The sequence below is a fragment of the Kibdelosporangium aridum genome, from assembly GCF_900176515.1.
GTDB classification, from domain to species: Bacteria; Actinomycetota; Actinomycetes; order Mycobacteriales; family Pseudonocardiaceae; genus Kibdelosporangium; species Kibdelosporangium aridum.
In genome coordinates, this window is record NZ_FWXV01000001.1 from 1,108,578 (window position 1) to 1,126,641 (window position 18,064).

Sequence of the window (18,064 nt, forward strand, 5' to 3'; positions counted from 1 at the left end):
CGAATGACGCTATGCATAACGGCAGCAGATAGCCCGCAGAAGCGAAGAACGCCCCGTAGATGAGGCTGGCGCCCAAAGTGGCCACTCCGCATGCGACAGCTTCAGCGACTGCTTGGCGGTTCACTGTGGTACCAACTGGTTCCAGGCCGCCGCGAACCTCTCACTGGACGTCGCGTCCACGGCGATGACACCGGGCGGCGCCGGAGTCGGTGACTGTCCGATCTGGATGAGGCTGACCGTCAGGAAATGCGGCCGCACGGCCGAAAGCAGGTCGAGGTCGTCGAGGGTCGCCCGTCCGGTGATCACTGCGAGTGCGCATCCTTCGTTGGCTGCCAACGCGTCGTGGATGATCTCCGGCAGCGTCGACAGTCCACGGTCGCCTGCCGAGCACTCCACGCTCGCCAGTACGTCCAGCGCTTGAAGCTCGGTGTGGGCCGACTCGGTCGCAGTGCGGGTCACCCGCAGATCGATCGGGAAGCCTGATCTGCTCGCGGCCACACACAATGAGGCTGCCACCCGGACGGCGTCTTCGAAGCCGTCGTGTGCCCTGGTGTCGAGGACTATCAGATGGCGAGGCTCGTCGGGAACAACGTTGTGTCGTACGACCAGAGTTCCGGTCCGGGCCGTGGACTTCCAGTCGATCAGCCGCCAGTCGTCGCCGGGGGAGTAGTCGCGCAGGCTGTGAAAGGCCATACCGCCCAACGGTGAACGGGCCGAAGTGGACCCCTCAGCGTCGCGCGGGCCACCGATCGGAACCGGCGCGACATCGTGCACCTGCGGATGTACATAAAGGACGGACTCGCTGCCGGTCCTGCGGCCGATGTGCAGAAGCCGCAGCGGATCCGAGTGTCCAATCGTGAGTCCGGAGATGAGATAGCGGCCGCGTCGGGTGGTCGGCAGCGGATACGTTGTCTCGTAGCTGGTTCCGGCCGCCAGGCTTCGCAGTGGGACGCTTGTGCTTCGATCCGCGATCGTTTCGGTGACGACAAGGGGAGGGCTACGGCGTGGCCCTGTGTTCGTCAAGGTCAGGACAGCTCTGGCGGGGCTTCCCTCGGTCACCCGCTGTGGGCGGATCTCGCGAACCGCTGTGATCTGCGGCCGCCAGAGCATCCACGTCGCGGCTACCAACAGGGCTATGGCACCGGCCAGTCCGACCATGACCAGTTCGGGGTAGTTCGCCACCGCTCCGGCGGTCACCAGAACCACCGCGGAGACGGCCACCGCCACGCCGGTTCGTGTGAACACGGCGATTCACCTCCGTCTCGACGCACGCGGGACTGGCGCACTCGCCAGGATGTCCTCGACGATCGCTTCGCCCGTCTGGTTCTGGATCTTGGCTTCCGGGGTCAGCAGGAGGCGGTGGTTCAGCACCGGCACCGCAACGGTTTTCACGTCGTCCGCTGTCGCGAACGGCCGTCCCATTGAGATCGCGTACGCCTGGGCAGCGGCGGCGAGTGCGATGCTGCCACGGGGACTCACGCCGAGCTTGACGTCCGGGTGATTGCGGGTCGCCCGGGTGATCGTCGCGATGTAGCGCTGCAGTTCGTCGGACAGGTGCAGATCCTGGACGGCGTTGATCATCAGGCGCAGGTCGTCCAGTTCCATGACCGACTTGAGTTCCTCGGGCATCCGCCGGGCCACGCCGTCCGCGATGATCGTTACTTCGTCGTCCAGGTTCTCCGGGTACCCGATGGAGATCCGCATCATGAACCGGTCGAGCTGGGCCTCCGGCAAGGAGAAGGTCCCGTGGTGTTCGACGGGGTTCTGCGTGGCGATGCACAGGAAGGGCTCAGGCACGGGACGGGCGCGTCCGTCCACAGTGACCTGGCGCTCGGCCATCACCTCGAGCAGCGCCGACTGGGTCTTCGGGGACGCACGGTTGATCTCGTCCGCCACCAGGATGTTGGTGAACACCGGTCCCTGGCGGAACTCGAAACGGCCGCTTGCTTGGTCGTAGACCTGGACACCCGTGACGTCCGAAGGCAACAGGTCGGGGGTGAACTGGATGCGCTTCACCGTCGTGGCCGCGATCGAACGAGCGATTGCTTTGGCCAGCGATGTCTTCGCCACGCCGGGCACGTCCTCGATCAGCAGATGGCCCTGCGCCAGCAGGCACACCACCGCGAGGCGGACGACTTCGGGCTTGCCCCGGATGAAGTCGTCGATGTTGCGGCACAGTTCGTTGAACTGCCGCTGGAAGATAGCCTCGTCCGCCACCCGGGTCCCCCTACTGCTTGCTCAGAATGCTGGTGCGTGCAGCGCGGTGGTCAGGCGCGGCTGCAGGTCACGGACCGACGAATGGGACGGCCACCGGGCGATCGTGCGCCCGATCCGGCGCAGATCGAACCGGACGGTGGCCGAGTCGACGAGTTCAGCACTGTCGAGAACCTGGTGTGTCAGCGTGCAAGCACGGTCGATGTCGCCTGCCGCGGCATGGGACAGCGCCAGCCTGGCGCCGAAGCGGGCGTGTGCACGCCGGGACACGGCGGGAAGGTGGGCGATTTCCTCGGCGAGGATTTCCGCGGCTTCGGCTGGACGGCCGAGGTCGTACAAGCACCAACCGGTCACCATCGGCCCGATGGCCGACACCGCAGTCGTGCCAAGGACCATTCCGTCCGTCGAATCGACGGTCTCCAGCAGCCGGATCGCGCGGTCCAATGTATTACGGCAGAGTTTGTCGTTGCCTGCCAAGGCATGCCCTTGCGCTTCACGCAGTGCGGCGAGGCCACGAATGCGGGCGGGTGTCGCCGGATCGGCCTGCGCCTGCCGCGAAAGCTCCACGGTTTGGGTGGCATCATCCCGGTACAGCGCGATCAGGGCGTTGCGGACCAAGCTGTGCGCCGCCAGGTCGAGGTCGCCCGCGGCGCTGGCCATTTCCACAGCGGACTGCGTCCACCACAGCGCGGCCCGGTCGTTGCCCGCTTCCTGGGTCATCCAGCCGACGTACTCGGCGTATCGGGATGCCAAGCGGAGGAATTGCTCGCGCATGGGCGACCGCGTGGCTTTTGCCAGCCCGCGAAGGGTGTGCGTCTGCGCGATGAGCGCGGGCAGAACCAACGCGGGGCTTGTCGTCTGCCCGATCAGGCGATGTTGTTCGAAGATCTTCTGATAGCCGGCGATCGTCGTTTCCTGCTGGGCCGCGGCCGACGCGTGCCGCTCGGTGAGGCCGAAGGCGAGCAAAGCCGCCCCGGAGGCGAGCGCGTCGCGGCGTTTCACCGGGTTGAACCAGCTGGAACCGCTGGACTCCAGGTTCAACATCCACACCTCCGCGTCCCACGACTCGTGCTTGCCATCGGAGTCCGCTGCCATCGGAGTGCGCTGCTCGACCAGCGAGCGGAGCTCACCACCGGCGTCGAGCGCCGCATCGCACCGTCGAGCCAGGTCAGCACCCGCGGGCTTGACCCCTGTCTCGATCTTGCTGAGGTAGCCCTTGCTGTAGTGGACGCGCTTGGCCAGCTCCGACAGCGAAACTCCCGCGGCCAACCGGATGCGCCGCAGTTGTTCCGCGAACAGTCTCGCTTGATCGTCCATACAACCCCCAGATGTTGCCCGTTTCCCACCGCCTCAGTCGACGGGAAACCCCTCCCCGGCAGGCGCCACGCCGACCCATCCTGGTCAGGAACCACCGCGGCAGACGGAGATTACCACGAGTTACACGTGCGATCTCCAGTGTGACGACGTGGAAATGGGTTGTCCCCTTGCCGGTCGTCCGGCACGGAACTCGACGAAAGGTTTTGACCATCGTGCGTTGGTTCAAAAGCACCTGCGCGGTCGCGGGACTTGTGCTGGCCAGCGTGGTCGCCACTCCCGCTGTCGCCGTGGAAGACGTGTCGAATGCGGTATTCACGGATTGCCGAGCCGGCTGGTTCTGTGTTTGGCAGCCCAATGACGGCACGGGCGAATGGGTGGAAACTCGGCGTGCCCAACCTGACCTGACCCTGGCTATTGATGGTTACGTTTTCAACGACCAGGTCTCGTTGCTGTGGAATCGCACGAACGTTGAATGGTCTGTCCACGAGCACGGTGGATACGGTGGACGGCGTTTGGTCATCGCGCCCGGCTGGCGAGGCGATCCCGGCCCGGAGTACGACTTCGGCGATCTGATCAGCTCGATGCGGCCAGAGCCTGCCGCCAAGAACGGCCCGCTCCCGGACTGAAGGTTTCGGCCGTCCGAGGGGGACGGCCGAAACCTGTCCCCGGACAACTGCTGACCAGCGGCTACGACGAAATTGTCGTACCCCCGGTCTAGCGTGGCACCCATGCGGACGACGACTGTGCTGGCGCGACGGCCCGGGTTCGGGATCGACGTCGTGACCTGCCGGGATGACCACACCGGGTGGTCGACGCCGGAGCCGAGGGCGGGCTTCGGGTTCGTGCTGGCCTGGCGGGGCCGGTTCCGCTTCTCGTCGCACGGGCGTGAGGTCGATGTCGACCGGACCGTCGGGTACGTGACCGTTCCTGGGGCAGAGGAGCGGTTCTCGCATCCGGTGGGCGGGGATGTGTGTACCTCGGTGGCTGTGGCTCCAGAACTGTGGCGAGGTTCGGATGGGCCTGCGCTGTACGTCGACGCGCGGGTGGATTTGGCGCATCGGCGGCTGTTGGCTGCCGTTCACAGTGGGGATGTCGACTACGCGGTGGTCGACGAGTTACTCCGGCTGCTGGTGATCGCTGGCAGGTCGCCTGTCGGGGACGGGTCGCGGGAGCGCACGATGGTGGCGGCTGCCCGTGCGGCGGTTCTGGCCGAGGATCCGGGTGGTCTGTTACCGCTGGCCGGGAAGCTCGGGGTGTCGCCGTATCGGTTGAGCCGGGCGTTTCCACGGGAGCTTGGGGTTTCGGTCACGCAGTACCGCAACCGGGTCAGGGCGGCCAAGGCCCTCGACCGGATCGCCGAGGGGGAGCGGGACCTCGCCGGGCTCGCGGCCGACCTGGGGTTCGCCGATCAGGCGCACCTGTCGCGGGTGCTCAAGGCCCAGGTCGGGCGGACACCGGGGGCGTTGCGCGCGCTGCTGCAAGAATCTTCAAGACCAGGACAGGACCCACGCCGAGACTCGTCGGCATGACCCACACGTTGACAACCGTAGTGATCGACAGCGCCCAACCGTTGGCACTGGCCAAGTTCTACCAGGCCGTCACCGGCTGGGAACTCGCCTCCGGAACGGACGACTTCGCCTCGCTCACCGGCGGCCCGGTCGGCCTGGCGTTCCAGTACGTGCCGGACTACCGCGCCGCCGGCTGGCCTGATCAGGGCAAGCACGTGCATCTCGACTTCGAAGTGGACGATGTGACCGCGGCGGTCCGGGAGCTGGAAGGTGCCGGTGCGACCAAACCCGAGTTCCAGCCCGGTGGCGAGGACTGGACGGTGTTGCAGGACCCGGAGGGCCATGTGTTCTGCCTGGTGCCACGAGGATAAGAGAGGACAGGATGAGTGCTGACGTCGCCATCGGCTCGCTGGAGACCCCAGTGGGGCGGCTGCACGTGGCCGTGACCGACGTCGGCCTCGTCGACGTGAGCTGGGCCGAGACACGGGTCGCGTTACGCGTCGTCGACGACCCTGTACGGACCAAGGCCGTGCTGGACATGCTGGCGGAGTACTTCCGCGGTGAGCGCAAGCGGTTCGACATCCCGATCGACTGGCGGCTGACTTCGGGTGTGCAGCGGGACGTGCTGGAGACGTTGTACTCCACTGTGGACTACGGTCAGTCCGTCACGTACGGCGAACTCGCTGTCCGCAGTGGAGACCGCGTGCCCGCGCGCGGAATCGGCTCGATCATGGGCTCGAATCCCGTCCCGATTGTCGTTCCCTGCCACCGGGTCGTCGCCAGTGACGGACTCGGTGGCTACAGCGGCGGAACGGGACGAGACGGCCTCGCGGTCAAGCAGTGGTTGCTGATCATGGAGGGAGCGCTGCCACCGACCCTCGGCTGGGATCCCGGCCGCCTCGAGCTCTGACCGCGGCGCAGACCTTGTTGCGGCCCTGCTTCTTCGCCCGGTACATCGCTTGATCGGCCACGGCGAGCACGTCGTCGAGCGAAGCGCCTGAGTCGCTGTGCACGGCCACACCGACCGACACGGAGATGCCCCGCACGACGGTGCCGGAATGCGTGACTTCCAGGAGGGTCACGGCGTGCCGGATGCGTTCCGCGACGCTCATCGAATGATCCTGGGACGTCGCCGGCAGCAGGACAACGAACTCCTCGCCGCCGAACCGGCCGACGAGGTCGCCCTTGCGTACCTCGTCGGAGATGGTGGACGCGACCGCGCGCAGCACGGCATCCCCGGCGAGGTGACCGTGTGTGTCGTTGATCCGTTTGAAGAAGTCCACGTCGATCATCAGCACGCCGTACGGCTGTGACGCCTGCGCGAGTTCGGCGCTCGCACGGCGCTGCCATTCGCCCGCAGTCAGCACGCCGGTCTTGGCGTCGTGCCCGGAGGTCATATGCAGCTGTCTGCTGAGATCGCCTCGTGGCAGCAGCACAACAGGCAGCAGCACCAGCAGGATCATGGCCGGGTGCTCGATCAGCAGAACGGCAGTGACCCCGCCGAGGCACAAGGTCGTCGTTTCGAGCAGGTGGTCAGCCAACGAGCCGGTCAGCGAGACGACTGTCCGAGATGGGTTGTGCAGCCGGAAGCCGATCACCACCAGCACCAGATTGACGAGCATGTAGGCCACGCCGCTGAGCACGATCGAGACCGAACCCAGCGGCAGGGACAACGCGCTTTGGGCGGCAACGACCGACAGCGCGGCCGTCGCCGCGGAACACACGGCCCGATAGAGCCGGACGCTCGGCACCACTCGCCAGATCCGCAGCCACAGGTGGGCGTATGTCAGCGCGGCCAGCGCACAGGCGATGCTGAGCGGCAGCAGCAACGCTCCAGCGAAGAGCCAGACCGACGTCATGTTCACGTGCGGGTTGTTGCTGAAGAACCGTCGCATGCGTTCTACCTGCACCGACAGCTCGGCTTGCGTCACCGCCGCGGCCAGCAGGGCCACGAACCAGACCCAGTCCTGACCGGTCACGGCGCGGCCTGGCAAGATCACCGGCAGCATGACCGCGGCGAGTTCGAGCGTGAGGTAGTACGGCAGGACCCCGCTCGGTGCGCTGAGCAGCCGAGCACCCCTGGAATCGCGTGAGGTATCCACTGTTCCTCCCCCGAGAAGTGGATGACCGCCGAGCGTAGCCACATCGCCACGCTCTGAACAGGGAGTTCCGCCTACCGGCTGATACCAACCGGACTGGGCCGGCGCTATTTGTTTAGTATGTGAACTATTTAAAGTCCTGTGTGTACAACGGAAACCTGTCGTTGACATGAGCAGATAGCCACGTCACACTCAGGCCCGGGAGAGCGCTCCCTCAGTTGGATACCGGACCACGCCCCGCCGCCAGCGCTGGCCGGATCCGCCCGTGCCCAACCCTGCCCGCACGGGCCGATCTCGGAAGGAGAACCGTGACTTCCGGTTACTCTGTCACTTTCGCGCGCCCAAAACGGCTGTTCGCAGCCGGTTTACTGGTCGCTGCCACCGTTACCGTCGGGCCGATGGCCGTCACTGGCCAGGCCGCGCCGCCAGTCAATCCTGCGGACTACCAGCAGATCACGCTGGCCAAGGGTGAGCCGGAGATGGGCGAACCGATGTCGATGACGGTGCTGCCCGACCGAACTGTCCTGCACACCGCGAGAAATGGCACGGTCCGGGCCACCGACGCGGCCGGCAACACCAGAGTCATCGGCACCATCCCGGTGTACAGCCACGACGAGGAGGGCATGCAGGGCATCGCCGCCGACCCCGGCTTTGCCACGAACAGGTTCATCTACATCTTCTACGCACCACCGTTGTCCACCCCCGCGGGCGACGCACCGCTCAACGGGACGGCCGCGGACTTCGCCCGGTTCAACGGCGTCAACCGGCTCGCGCGCTACACCCTCAACAGTGACCTGACCATCAACATGGCCAGCGCGCGCACCATTCTCGAAGTGCCCACCAGCCGCGGCCTGTGCTGCCACGTCGGCGGTGACATCGACTTCGACGCGGCCGGAAACCTGTACCTGACCACAGGCGACGACTCCAACCCGTTCGTCGACGGGTACGCCCCGCTGGACGACCGGCCGAGCCGCAACCCGGCTGTCGACGCCCAGCGCAGCGCCGCGAACTCCAACGACCTGCGCGGCAAACTGTTGCGTATCAAGGTCAATGCCGACGGCAGCTACTCGATCCCGGCCGGCAACATGTTCCCGCAGGGGACGGCCAACACGCGGCCCGAGATCTACGCCATGGGCTTCCGCAACCCGTTCCGGATGAACGTGGACAAGGCGACCGGCATCGTCTACCTCGGTGACTACGGTCCTGACGCGGGAAGCACAACAAACCGCGGCCCCAGCGGCCAGGTCGAGTTCAACCGGGTCACCAGCCCCGGCTTCTACGGCTGGCCGTACTGCACCGGCAGCAACACCGCCACCGAGACGTACGCGCAGTACAACTACGACACCGGTGCCGTGGGCGCGAAGTTCAACTGCGGCGCGCCGGTGAACAACTCCCGTAACAACACCGGTATCAAGAACCTGCCCGCGGCGAAGCCCGCGTGGATCAAGTACGCCGGTGACAGCGGTTCGCCGCCGGAGTTCGGTGGCGGCTCCGAGTCACCGATGGGTGCGCCGGTGTACCGCTTCGACCCGAACCTGCAGTCCTCGGTGAAGTTCCCGCAGTCGTTGGACGGACACGTGTTCGCCACCGAGTTCGGCCGCCGCTGGATCAAGGACATCGAAGTGCTGTCCAACGGTGACCGCGGCACGATCCAGCCGTTCCCGTGGTCCGGCACGCAGATCATGGACGCGCAGTTCGGCCCGGACGGCGCACTGTACATTTTGGACTACGGCACCGGCTGGTTCCAGGGTGACGCGAACTCGGCCGTCTACCGCATCGAGTACCGGCCAGCGGGCCAGCGGCCACCGGTCGCCGCGGCCAGCGCCAACCGGACATCCGGTGCGGCACCGCTGGCAGTGAACTTCTCGTCGGCCGGGTCGTCCGATCCGGACGGTGGACCGTTGACCTACCGCTGGACCTTCGGTGACGGCGGTACTTCAACAGCTGCGAACCCGTCGCACACCTACACCGCGAACGGGACGTACACGGCGCAAGTCACCGTAACGGACAACCAAAACCTGACCGCCAACGCGAGCGTGATCATCAACGTCGGCAACACCGCGCCGACAGTGACAGTCGAACTGCCCGCGCACGGCCAGGTGTTCAACTTCGGCGACACTGTTCCGTTCCGGATCAGGGTGACTGACCCCGAGGACGGCACCATCGACTGCAGCCGCGTCAAGATGACCTACATCCTGGGCCACGACAGCCACGGCCACGCGATCACCTCGCAAAACGGTTGTACAGGAAGCATTGCGACGCCGTTGGACGGTGAACACGACACGTCCGCGAACCTCTTCGGGGTCTGGGACGCGGAGTACACCGACAACGGGGCGAACGGCCAGCCGCCGATCACCACGCACACCCAGGCTGTGACCCAGCCGCGCACCCGGCAGGCCGAGCACTTCAAGACCATGCAGGGCGTCGGCATCATCGACAAGCCGGCCGCCAACGGTGGCAAGACCATCGGCAACATCGAGAACGGTGACTGGGTGTCGTTCGATCCCTATGTCCTGCAGGGGATTCCGAACTTCACCGCGCGGGTGTCCTCCGGCGGCGCCGGTGGTCAGCTGCAGGTACGGGCGGGCTCGCAGACCGGCCCCCTGCTCGGCACGGCGACCGTGTCGAACACCGGTGGCTGGGAGAACTTCGTCAACGTGACCGCGAACCTGTCGAACGCGCCTGCCGGGACGACGAAGTTGTTCCTGGTGTTCACCGGTGGTGCCGGTGCGCTGTTCGATGTGGACCAGTTCACGCTCGGCGGGTCCGCGCCACCGCAGCCGGGATTGCTGTCCGCGGGCAGGCCGGTCACGGCGTCCTCTTCGGAGAGTGCGACCTACGGGCCGGGCAACGTCACCGACGGCAGCACGACCTCCCGGTGGTCATCGCAGTTCGCCGACCCGCAGTGGATCTACATCGACCTCGGGCAGACCCGATCGGTCTCCCGGGTCCGGCTGAACTGGGAGGCGGCGTTCGGCCGCGCCTACCGCATCGAGACGTCGGCCACGGCCGGCACCAACGACTGGAACCCGGTGTACACCACCACATCCAGTGACGGTGGCGTCGACGACGTCAGTTTCACCGCCACGAACGCGAGATATGTCCGAGTTTTCGGAACCGCCCGAGCCACGGCGTGGGGCTACTCCTTGTGGGAAATGGAGGTTTACGGTGCGTAGCACTCTGCGCAGGGCTGGTTCGGCTGTTTTGATCTCCGCAGCCCTTGCACTGTCGCTTATGGTCTCCCTTGTGACAGGTGTCAGTCAGGCGGCCGACCCGCCATACCGGATCATGGTCTTCTCCAAGACGGCAGGATTCCGGCACGACTCGATTCCGGCCGGTATCCAGGCGCTGCGGGAACTGGGCAGTGCCAACAACTTCACCGTCGACGCGACCGAGGACGCCGCCCGGTTCACCACGACCAACCTCGCTCAGTACAAGGTCGTGGTGTTCCTCAACACGACCGGTGACGTGCTCAACGCGACCCAGCAGACCGCGTTCGAGCAGTACATCGGCAGTGGCGGCGGTTACGTCGGTGTCCACGCGGCAGCGGACACCGAATACAACTGGCCGTTCTACGGCAACCTGGTCGGCGCGTACTTCCACTCGCACCCGCAGATCCAGCAGGTGACCGTGCGTGTGGACGACCTTTCCCACCCGTCGACAGCACACCTGCCGGCGGCCTGGGTTCGTACCGACGAGCTGTACAACTACCGCACCAATCCCCGCAGTGACGCCAAGGTCCTGGCCCGGCTGGACGAATCCACTTACACCGGCGGCAACATGGGCGCCGACCACCCGATCGTCTGGTGCAAGAACTACCAGGGCGGTCGCGCGTGGTACTCGGGCCTGGGCCACACGCAGCAGTCGTACACCGAAGGCAACTTCCGCACCATGCTGCTCGGCGGAATCCGGTGGGTGGCAGGCATGGTCCCGGGTGACTGCGCACCCAGCACCCAGCCTGGACCGCAGCTGCTGTCGCGTGGCCGTCCGGCCACGGCGTCCTCTGTGGAGAACGCGTCCTACGGCGCGGGCAACGCGGTGGACGGAAACACCGGCACCCGTTGGTCATCGCAGTTCGCGGATCCACAGTGGATCTCGGTCGACCTCGGCCAGGTCCGCTCGGTGTCCCGGGTCCGGCTGCAGTGGGAAGCCGCTTACGGCCGCTCGTACCGGATCGAGACGTCGGAGAACAACAGCACGTGGTCCACTGTGAACACGCAGTCCGCCAGTGACGGCGGAGTGGACGACATCACGTTCACCGCGACGAACGCTCGCTATGTCCGGGTCTTCGGCACCGCCAGGGCCACGGCATGGGGCTATTCGTTGTTCGAGTTCGACGTGTACGGAACCTGATCGAGGGCATCGGCGACCATCTTCTGCCAGTACGGATCGCCGATGACGCCAGTGGCCCGTCGCATGGGTCGCGCTTGGTCGTAGAGCTGAAGGGCTCGCTCGTGGTCGCCCCGCATGACGGCGGCCACGGCGAGCCCTTCAATCGCGTTGGGCAGGTTGTGCGGGTATTTGGGTCCACTGGCCAGAACTTCGTTGAACGCCCGTTCGGCCGCGTCGATGTCGTTGCGCCGCAACGCGATCGCTCCGAGGACGTTGAGCGCCTCCGAGGTTCGCGTGGTGGAGTCGATCTCACGGCAGATCGCCAGGCTTTCGCTGGCAAGCGCATGAGCTCGGACGTGGTCGCCATCCAGCTGATGTGACCAAGCAAGGTGTACGAGGCAGGTTGCGGTTGCGTGCGGTTGGCGCAATTCGCGGACCATCCGGACACACTCGGTCCGGTGGGCCAGCGCCAGATCGAGTTCGCCGGCCATCTGCTGGACACAGGCCAAAGTGGTCAGGCAGTTCGTGATCAACGCCGGGTCAGCGAGTTCTTTGGCGATGGCAAGGCTTTGCTCCGCGTAGTCGAGCGCTTCGGCGAACTCGCCTTGGAAGCCGGCGAACCATGCGGCGCGATCCATTGCCGTGCAACGATATTCTTGGGTGCCATCCGTCAGTGCGTTCCGCAGGACCTTGCGGGCGTCGGCGATGAACCCCAGGTTCGCCTCTGCCACAGCCAGCCCGATGGCCATTGCCAGATGCCGGGGATCGCCGGACGACGCCGTCCACTCGCAGGCGACCCGCCAGCTCTCCACCTGTTCCGTGGTCTGCCGGTGTACCGCGCGGGGAACGGACATCGGCCTGGACACGAACGCCGAGACAAGTTCGGTGAGCCAGGTGGTCAAGGCGTCGAAGGCCAAGGTGGCTTCGTCGGCTTCAGTCAGCCGTCGCATGGCGTACAGCCGGATCGACTCCAGCATCCGGAACCGCGTCCGGCCGATCGGCGTCAGCAGGGATTTGGCCTGCAGCCGGGAAATCATGTTCAACGTCGTGTCGGCGTCCGTGCCACACACCGCGGCCGCGGCGTCCAGATCGAACCCGCCTGTGAAGACCGACAACCGGCGCAACGCGCGCTGTTCGCTCGTGGCAAGCAGTTGATAGCTCCAGTCGATCGCTTCCCACAGGCTGCGTTGCCGGTTCGGCCGGGTCCGTCCGCCCAGCACGAGCAGGTCGAACCGGCTGTCGAGCCGGGCGCAGATCTCGCCGACCGGCAATACAGGCACCCATTTCGCGGCCAGTTCGATGGCCAGCGGAATACCGTCCAGCCGTGTGCACAAGGCGGCGACGGCGTGCGTTTCGGCGGCTGGCAAACGGAACTCCGGCACCATCTCTTTGGCACGTTCCACGAACAGCCGCACGGATTCCATGCGCCGCAAGGCGTTGACGCTGGTGTCTTGTCCAGTGGCCAGTCCATCGACGCGAACGGTGACCTCGCCGGTGATCCGCAGGGGTTCCCGGCTCGTGGCCAGGATCCGCAGGCCGGGACACTGGGACAACAACGTGTCCGCGAGCTTCGCGCACGACTCCAGCACGTGTTCGCAATTGTCCACCACGACCAGCACCCGCATGGTGCGCAAGGTCGCGACGATGGTCTCCATGATCGATTCGTCGCTGTGCTCGACCAGACCCGCGGCGGCCGCGACGGTCTGCTCGATCAGGTGCTCGTCGGTCACAGCTCCCAGTTCCACCAGGAGAACCCGGTCGGTGTCGGTGCGGTCGGCACGGCTCGCCGCGGCGACCGCGAGCCGGGTCTTGCCCGCGCCCGCGCTGCCGGTCAGGGTGATCAGCCGGTGCTTGCGGCGCAGCCTGTCCACTGTGATCAGTTCCTGTTGCCGCCCGATGAAGCTGTCCCGCTCAGCGGGAAGGTTGCTGACAAGCCGATCGGCCGGCTTGGCCGTCGCCTGCACCATCCGCTGCCGGTAAGCACGCTGACGGCACGCGTTGGAGCAATACGCGCGCGTCGCCGGTTCCGGCAGCGCGTTCTGACACATCGCGCACCGGGCACTCACAGCAATCGAACGTAACAGCTCGGATGTTCACAGACCAGAACGCGTTACGGCACGTTACGTCGTGCTTTACCGGCGCGGCCACGGAACGTCACGCTGGGCGAATGCGCGTGTCCACTAACCGAGAGGTGCGGTCGTACCCCTTCACCGAGTACCAGCGGCTCGAGCTGGACCCCGTTTACGACTACATCCGTGAGAATGAGCCGTTATGCAGGGTGCGGTTGCCGTACGGGGGAGAGGCGTGGCTGGTCACGCGGCATGACGACGTCCGCACGGTACTGGTCGACAGCCGCTTCAGCCGCGCCGCTGGGGTTGGCCGTGATGAACCTCGCGTGACGCCGCACGTCCAACCGCGAGGCATGCTCGACATGGACCCGCCAGACCTCACGCGGCTGCGCAAGTTGGTCGCGGGCACGTTCACGGCACGGCGAGTCGAGCGGTTGCGGACGCGCGCCGTGACGGTTACGACGGACCTGATCGACCGCATGGTCGAGCACGAATCGGCCGATCTGGTCGGGGACCTCGCGGTGCCACTGCCGATCACCATGATCTGCGAGCTGCTTGGCGTACCGGTGGCCGATCGGCCGGATTTCACAGGCTGGGCGCAGACGTTCCTGACCGGTGCGGACACCGAGCCGCTGCTGGCGTACATGGCCGGGCTGGTCGGGCAGCGCCGGGAGAGGCCGACCGATGACCTGCTCGGCGCACTGGTCGAGGCCCGTGACGGCTACGGCAAGCTGACCGAGCACGAGCTGCTGTTCCTGGCCGCCGGTCTGCTCGCCGCCGGGTTCGAGACGACCGCCAACCAGATCGGCAACTCGGTGTACGCCATGCTCACCCACCTCGGCGGTTTGGTGCCGCCGAAACTGGTGCCCTCCGCGGTCGAGGAACTGCTGCGGTTCTTGCCGTTAGCCGCAACCGTCGGGACGCCGCGATGGGCCGTCGAGGACGTGACGTTGTCGGGTGGGACGGTCCGGGCAGGTGAGGCCGTGTTCGCGGACCGGTCGGCGGCCAACCGGGATCCGAGAGTTTTCCGTCACCCGCACAGGCTCGACGTGACCCGGTCACCCAACCCGCATGTCGGCTTGGGGCATGGCATCCACTACTGTCTGGGTGCGCAGCTGGCCCGGTTGGAACTTCAAGTGGCCCTTGCGACGTTGAGTGAAAGGCTGCCCGAGTTGCGGCTCGGTGCGGCGCAGGAGAGTCTGACTTGGCGGACCGGTGGAGCCCTGCGGGGGCTCGTGGCGTTGCCGGTCGCGTGGTGACCTCTGCGAGCCCTCGTGGCAGGGACGAGGGCTCGCAGGGCTTTTACCTTCTAGCTGGCCTGAACCGAGTTGTAGAGGTTCTGGGCTTCGGCGCCGAAGTAGGGGCCGAACATCCAGTTCGGGAAGAAGTTGTACTTGAAGCTGTTCACCGAGTTCAGCGTGCCGGTACCGGTCGCCTCGCTGAACGACAGGAACCACGGCCCGCCGCTCGAGCCGCCGGTCTGGTTGCAGTTCATCCCGATTCCCCGCGACAGCAGGAAGTCGTTGAACACCCGGCCACTGCAGTAGATCAGCTTCGACCCGTCGTACGGCGCCGCGGCCGAGTAGCCGAAGGCGTACATGTTCTGGCCGCGCGCCTGGTTGAACGCGATGCCTTGGGCCCCAACGACATCAGTCAGGTTCTGGCCGTTGAGCTGGTTGACGACGGCCGCGCCGATGTCGTAGTTGATGTCCTCGCTGGCCACCCACTGCGGGGTGGCGTGCGTGCTCTTCGCCGTCCACGTGCCGTAAGGCGTGTTCCCGTCGTTGTAGCCGGGAACGAACACCCAGTTGGTGTGGAACGTGCCCTCCAGCTTCACGCAGTGCCCCGCTGTGATCACAGTGCTCTTGTTGCCACTGGTCACCGCGTTGCCGCTGCACGAGGCCGTCCGGCCCTGATAGGTGAAGAACACCCGGCCCGCGGTCTTGGTGACCGCGCCTCCGCCGGTCCACACCGCACCACCGTTCGGAATGGACTGCGGTACCACCGTGGGTAAGCCGCCCGCCACGTTCTTCACGGCGTTTCGGGTGATGGAGATGAGATCAAGCGGCTTCGCCGAACGCATCCGCTCGGGCGTCCAGAACGCCGTCACGGCCCTCGCTGCGTCCGCGGTCGTCGCCGCGAGATGTGTAGCCAAATGCGATGTGGCTGCGCTCTTCGCCTGTGCGGCGGGTGTGGTGAACGCGGCCACTGCCAATCCGGTCACGGCTAAGACGAGTACTCGTTTCATGCCGGCTCTTTTCCGGGTGGGGAGCAGGGTTACCCGAAGGTAACTCGCGACCCGGAGAAGAACCAGCCTGGAACGGTTCAGCTACCGACAGAAGGGTTAGATCAGCCCAGGTCCCGCAGCCACTGCTCGACTCCGGCCACGTGCACGGTGGCCCACGAGCGCGCCAGCTCCGGCTGGCGGGCTTCGAGCGCGGCGACAATCGCGCGGTGCTCGGCGACCGTGCGGTCGACCGCGCCGCCCTGCGAGATGCCGCGCCAGATCCGGACCCGGACGGTCGGCCCTGCGAGGGTGTCCATCAGCTGTGCCAGGTAGTTGTTGCCCGCGGCGGCCACGATCCGCCGGTGGAACTGCAGGTCGTGCTCGACCAGTTCCTCGACCGACGCGGCCTGCTCGGTGGCGTCACAGAGCTTGCGCAGCTCCTCGATGTCCTCTTCGCTGACCGACAACGCGGCGGTCGCGGTGGCCGCGGGCTCGAGAATCCGGCGGACTTCGAGCATCTCCAGCACCGACTCCTCGCTGCGGTGCAGGTCCAGCACGAACGACAGCGCGCCGAGCAGTTCGCCCGCGCGCAGGCTGGAGACGTACGTGCCGTCGCCCTGGCGCACGTCGAGCACCCTGACCAGGGACAACGCCCGCACAGCCTCACGCAGCGAGTTACGCGACAGCCCGAGACGATCGGCAAGGTCGGCTTCCCGCGGCAGCCGGTCGCCCGGCTTCAGCTCGCCGGACATGATCATTTCCCGGACGCGCAGGATCGCGTCGTCGGTTACCGCCACGCCTCACCTCTCGTTAGACATCGGATGTCTCACGCCCCAGTATGCGGCATGTCCGCCGCGATGGGATGACGTGGCTGGTAAAGACCCATCGTGCCGCCGCCGGGCAGGGCGAACTCGGTGAGCAGACCCCAGCCCTGATCGGTGACGTCCGTGGTGAACTCGACGCCCTTGGCCTTGAGTTCGGCGACGGTGGCCTCGATGTCGTCGCACATCAGGTACAGCTCGTGTGCGCCATCGCCGTCGGTCGGGTGCGCCGCGACCTCCGCGGGCGGCGACTGGAAGATCAACCAGCCGCCACCGGCATCGACCGATGGCCAGCCCAGTACGTCGCGGAAGAACGCCCGGGTCTCCTCCGCCTGTTTCGAGTAGACAATGGCGTGCATGCCGGTAATCACCCGCAGACCATACTCACCCAGCCGATCGTGAACCAATCAGCAGTAGGCACAACGTGGCGACACCCGCGACCAGGCCGGCGACCAACAGCAGTGGGTCGAGGCCCATGCGCGGCGGCGGCGCGGGCGCAGCTGCCGCCACAGGTTGTTGCGCCACAGGCGTTTCCTCAACTGGTTCCGGTACGACAACGGCAGAGGTCTGCTGAGTGCGCGGTGCCGGGGTTGCTGATTGCCGCCGCTGCGACGGTGCAGGTTGTTGCTGTTGTTGAGGTGTTGGTGCCTGGGCCGCTTGGCGGACCACGATCTGGCCGCGCATGTCCGGATGGACCGAGCAGTAGTACGAGTAGGTCCCCGGTGTGGTGAAGGTGAAGCTCCACGTCTGCCCGGTGTTCAGCATCGGTGAGCGGAACTGCGCGGGTCCGGCTGTGGTGACAGCGTCATGCGGTGCTTGGTCGTGATTGGTCCACGTCACCGTGTCGCCGACGTTGATCGTCAGCGTGCCGGGTCCGTAGGCGTAGCCGGACATGTGGACCTGTTGCGTCGCCGCGGCGGCGGTGGGTGCGGCCATGAGCATGAACAGGGCCAGTACCACGAGGATTCGGCTCATCGGGTGAACTCCGCGGCGATCTCGACGTGCAGCTTGCGGCGGCTCAGCAGCCGGGCGGGCAGGTTGAGCCGCCGGGTCCGCGGCTGCGACCGGCCGATCCGCCCGCGTCCCCAGATGATCACGGTGTCCTTGTCGACCGTGATGGTCTTCGTGCGCAGGGTCAGGACACAGTCGGTCTGGCGCACGCGAACCGTTCCGGTGAAGTCGTCGCCGGCTCGCTCGGCCTGGAACGCGATGGTGGGATAGCGGTTCGTGGACAGTCCTTTGTGGCCTCGCAGCGCCCGGCCGAGTAACGGTGTCTTGAGCGAGGCGGCCTCGACTGTGATCGAGATCGAGTCGGTGAGCTCGCCGTCGCGTGCTCGCAACCGTGCTCTGGTCAGCGGAAGGCCGAGCACTCGTGGCGTGACTTCGATGACGCAGCGGTCCGGGCAGAGGGTGAGTGTGTCAGTCATGGTTGCCTCCGAGGCAGAATGAGGCAGGCCCGGCCAGCTAAGCCCTGGCC

The 18,064-nt window shown here is 66.3% G+C and carries 17 protein-coding genes; 7 read left to right on the top strand and 10 right to left on the bottom strand.

Annotated elements, in window-relative coordinates:
• Positions 1 to 120: 120 nt before the first annotated feature.
• Genes B9C43_RS04650 through B9C43_RS04660 form a run of 3 tightly spaced genes read right to left on the bottom strand, consistent with a single transcriptional unit; the run spans position 121 to position 3,531 of the window.
• Positions 121 to 1,245, bottom strand: a complete 1,125-nt coding sequence (locus B9C43_RS04650) for a DUF58 domain-containing protein (RefSeq protein ID WP_084424806.1) — start codon at positions 1,243 to 1,245, stop codon at positions 121 to 123.
• A gap of 6 nt (positions 1,246 to 1,251) precedes the next feature.
• Positions 1,252 to 2,217, bottom strand: a complete 966-nt coding sequence (locus B9C43_RS04655) for an AAA family ATPase (RefSeq protein ID WP_051897353.1) — start codon at positions 2,215 to 2,217, stop codon at positions 1,252 to 1,254.
• A gap of 21 nt (positions 2,218 to 2,238) precedes the next feature.
• Positions 2,239 to 3,531: a helix-turn-helix domain-containing protein gene (locus tag B9C43_RS04660; RefSeq protein WP_084424807.1), complete on the bottom strand. Its 1,293-nt coding sequence runs from the start codon at positions 3,529 to 3,531 to the stop codon at positions 2,239 to 2,241.
• A gap of 212 nt (positions 3,532 to 3,743) precedes the next feature.
• On the opposite strand from B9C43_RS04660, the gene B9C43_RS04665 reads away from it, so the two are divergent.
• From B9C43_RS04665 to B9C43_RS04680, 4 genes are all read left to right on the top strand, one after another.
• Positions 3,744 to 4,157 carry a peptidase inhibitor family I36 protein gene (locus tag B9C43_RS04665; protein ID WP_160096319.1) on the top strand — a complete coding sequence of 138 codons (414 nt, stop codon included), beginning with the start codon at positions 3,744 to 3,746 and terminating at the stop codon, positions 4,155 to 4,157.
• 102 nt (positions 4,158 to 4,259) lie between these two features.
• The gene (locus B9C43_RS04670) at positions 4,260 to 5,060 is read left to right on the top strand and encodes a helix-turn-helix domain-containing protein (RefSeq protein ID WP_143446116.1); all 801 of its coding nucleotides are present in this window, start codon (positions 4,260 to 4,262) and stop codon (positions 5,058 to 5,060) included.
• Complete coding sequence (locus B9C43_RS04675) at positions 5,057 to 5,410, top strand: VOC family protein (protein WP_033391585.1); 354 nt, start codon at positions 5,057 to 5,059, stop codon at positions 5,408 to 5,410. Before B9C43_RS04670 ends, B9C43_RS04675 begins: the two co-directional genes overlap by 4 nt.
• Before the next feature lie 11 nt (positions 5,411 to 5,421).
• A complete protein-coding gene (locus B9C43_RS04680) occupies positions 5,422 to 5,949 on the top strand; it encodes a methylated-DNA--[protein]-cysteine S-methyltransferase (protein ID WP_084424810.1) in 528 nt (175 codons plus the stop codon).
• Here the strand turns inward: B9C43_RS04680 and B9C43_RS04685 are convergent.
• Complete coding sequence (locus B9C43_RS04685; RefSeq protein ID WP_160096321.1) at positions 5,891 to 7,141, bottom strand: GGDEF domain-containing protein; 1,251 nt, start codon at positions 7,139 to 7,141, stop codon at positions 5,891 to 5,893. The genes B9C43_RS04680 and B9C43_RS04685 overlap by 59 nt on opposite strands.
• Before the next feature lie 395 nt (positions 7,142 to 7,536).
• Here B9C43_RS04685 and B9C43_RS04690 point away from each other — a divergent pair, with 395 nt between their 5' ends.
• On the top strand, positions 7,537 to 10,314 hold the full coding sequence (locus tag B9C43_RS04690) for a PQQ-dependent sugar dehydrogenase (protein WP_084425583.1): 2,778 nt from the start codon (positions 7,537 to 7,539) through the stop codon (positions 10,312 to 10,314).
• Between the two features lie 70 nt (positions 10,315 to 10,384).
• Positions 10,385 to 11,491: a ThuA domain-containing protein gene (locus B9C43_RS59915; RefSeq protein WP_327221622.1), complete on the top strand. Its 1,107-nt coding sequence runs from the start codon at positions 10,385 to 10,387 to the stop codon at positions 11,489 to 11,491.
• Here B9C43_RS59915 and B9C43_RS04700 read toward each other — a convergent pair.
• On the bottom strand, positions 11,455 to 13,536 hold the full coding sequence (locus B9C43_RS04700) for an ATP-binding protein (protein WP_143446117.1): 2,082 nt from the start codon (positions 13,534 to 13,536) through the stop codon (positions 11,455 to 11,457). The genes B9C43_RS59915 and B9C43_RS04700 overlap by 37 nt on opposite strands.
• Before the next feature lie 101 nt (positions 13,537 to 13,637).
• On the opposite strand from B9C43_RS04700, the gene B9C43_RS04705 reads away from it, so the two are divergent.
• Positions 13,638 to 14,798, top strand: coding sequence for a cytochrome P450 (locus tag B9C43_RS04705; protein WP_084424814.1), 1,161 nt, complete (start codon positions 13,638 to 13,640; stop codon positions 14,796 to 14,798).
• Between the two features lie 50 nt (positions 14,799 to 14,848).
• Here the strand turns inward: B9C43_RS04705 and B9C43_RS04710 are convergent, their stop codons facing one another.
• From B9C43_RS04710 to B9C43_RS04730, 5 genes are all read right to left on the bottom strand, one after another.
• A complete protein-coding gene (locus B9C43_RS04710; RefSeq protein ID WP_084424815.1) occupies positions 14,849 to 15,787 on the bottom strand; it encodes a trypsin-like serine peptidase in 939 nt (312 codons plus the stop codon).
• Between the two features lie 101 nt (positions 15,788 to 15,888).
• Positions 15,889 to 16,563: a FadR/GntR family transcriptional regulator gene (locus B9C43_RS04715; RefSeq protein ID WP_084424816.1), complete on the bottom strand. Its 675-nt coding sequence runs from the start codon at positions 16,561 to 16,563 to the stop codon at positions 15,889 to 15,891.
• A 29-nt stretch (positions 16,564 to 16,592) separates the two neighbouring features.
• A complete protein-coding gene (locus B9C43_RS04720) occupies positions 16,593 to 16,958 on the bottom strand; it encodes a VOC family protein (RefSeq protein ID WP_033391601.1) in 366 nt (121 codons plus the stop codon).
• Positions 16,959 to 16,971: 13 nt separating this feature from the next.
• Complete coding sequence (locus B9C43_RS04725) at positions 16,972 to 17,562, bottom strand: cupredoxin domain-containing protein (RefSeq protein WP_084424817.1); 591 nt, start codon at positions 17,560 to 17,562, stop codon at positions 16,972 to 16,974.
• Entirely contained in the window at positions 17,559 to 18,014 is a 456-nt protein-coding gene (locus B9C43_RS04730) for a YceI family protein (protein WP_084424818.1), read from the bottom strand. Before B9C43_RS04730 ends, B9C43_RS04725 begins: the two co-directional genes overlap by 4 nt.
• Positions 18,015 to 18,064: the final 50 nt, after the last annotated feature.

What these genes read in the sequence shown, in the direction of transcription:
- B9C43_RS04710 (WP_084424815.1), bottom strand. Translation starts at nt 15,787, where the DNA reads ATGAAACGAGTACTCGTCTTAGCCGTGACCGGATTGGCAGTGGCCGCG.
- B9C43_RS04725 (WP_084424817.1), bottom strand. Translation starts at nt 17,562, where the DNA reads ATGAGCCGAATCCTCGTGGTACTGGCCCTGTTCATGCTCATGGCCGCA.
- B9C43_RS04675 (WP_033391585.1), top strand. Translation starts at nt 5,057, where the DNA reads ATGACCCACACGTTGACAACCGTAGTGATCGACAGCGCCCAACCGTTG.
- B9C43_RS04690 (WP_084425583.1), top strand. Translation starts at nt 7,537, where the DNA reads ATGGCCGTCACTGGCCAGGCCGCGCCGCCAGTCAATCCTGCGGACTAC.
- B9C43_RS04670 (WP_143446116.1), top strand. Translation starts at nt 4,260, where the DNA reads ATGCGGACGACGACTGTGCTGGCGCGACGGCCCGGGTTCGGGATCGAC.
- B9C43_RS04660 (WP_084424807.1), bottom strand. Translation starts at nt 3,531, where the DNA reads ATGGACGATCAAGCGAGACTGTTCGCGGAACAACTGCGGCGCATCCGG.
- B9C43_RS04705 (WP_084424814.1), top strand. Translation starts at nt 13,638, where the DNA reads ATGCGCGTGTCCACTAACCGAGAGGTGCGGTCGTACCCCTTCACCGAG.
- B9C43_RS04730 (WP_084424818.1), bottom strand. Translation starts at nt 18,014, where the DNA reads ATGACTGACACACTCACCCTCTGCCCGGACCGCTGCGTCATCGAAGTC.
- B9C43_RS04680 (WP_084424810.1), top strand. Translation starts at nt 5,422, where the DNA reads ATGAGTGCTGACGTCGCCATCGGCTCGCTGGAGACCCCAGTGGGGCGG.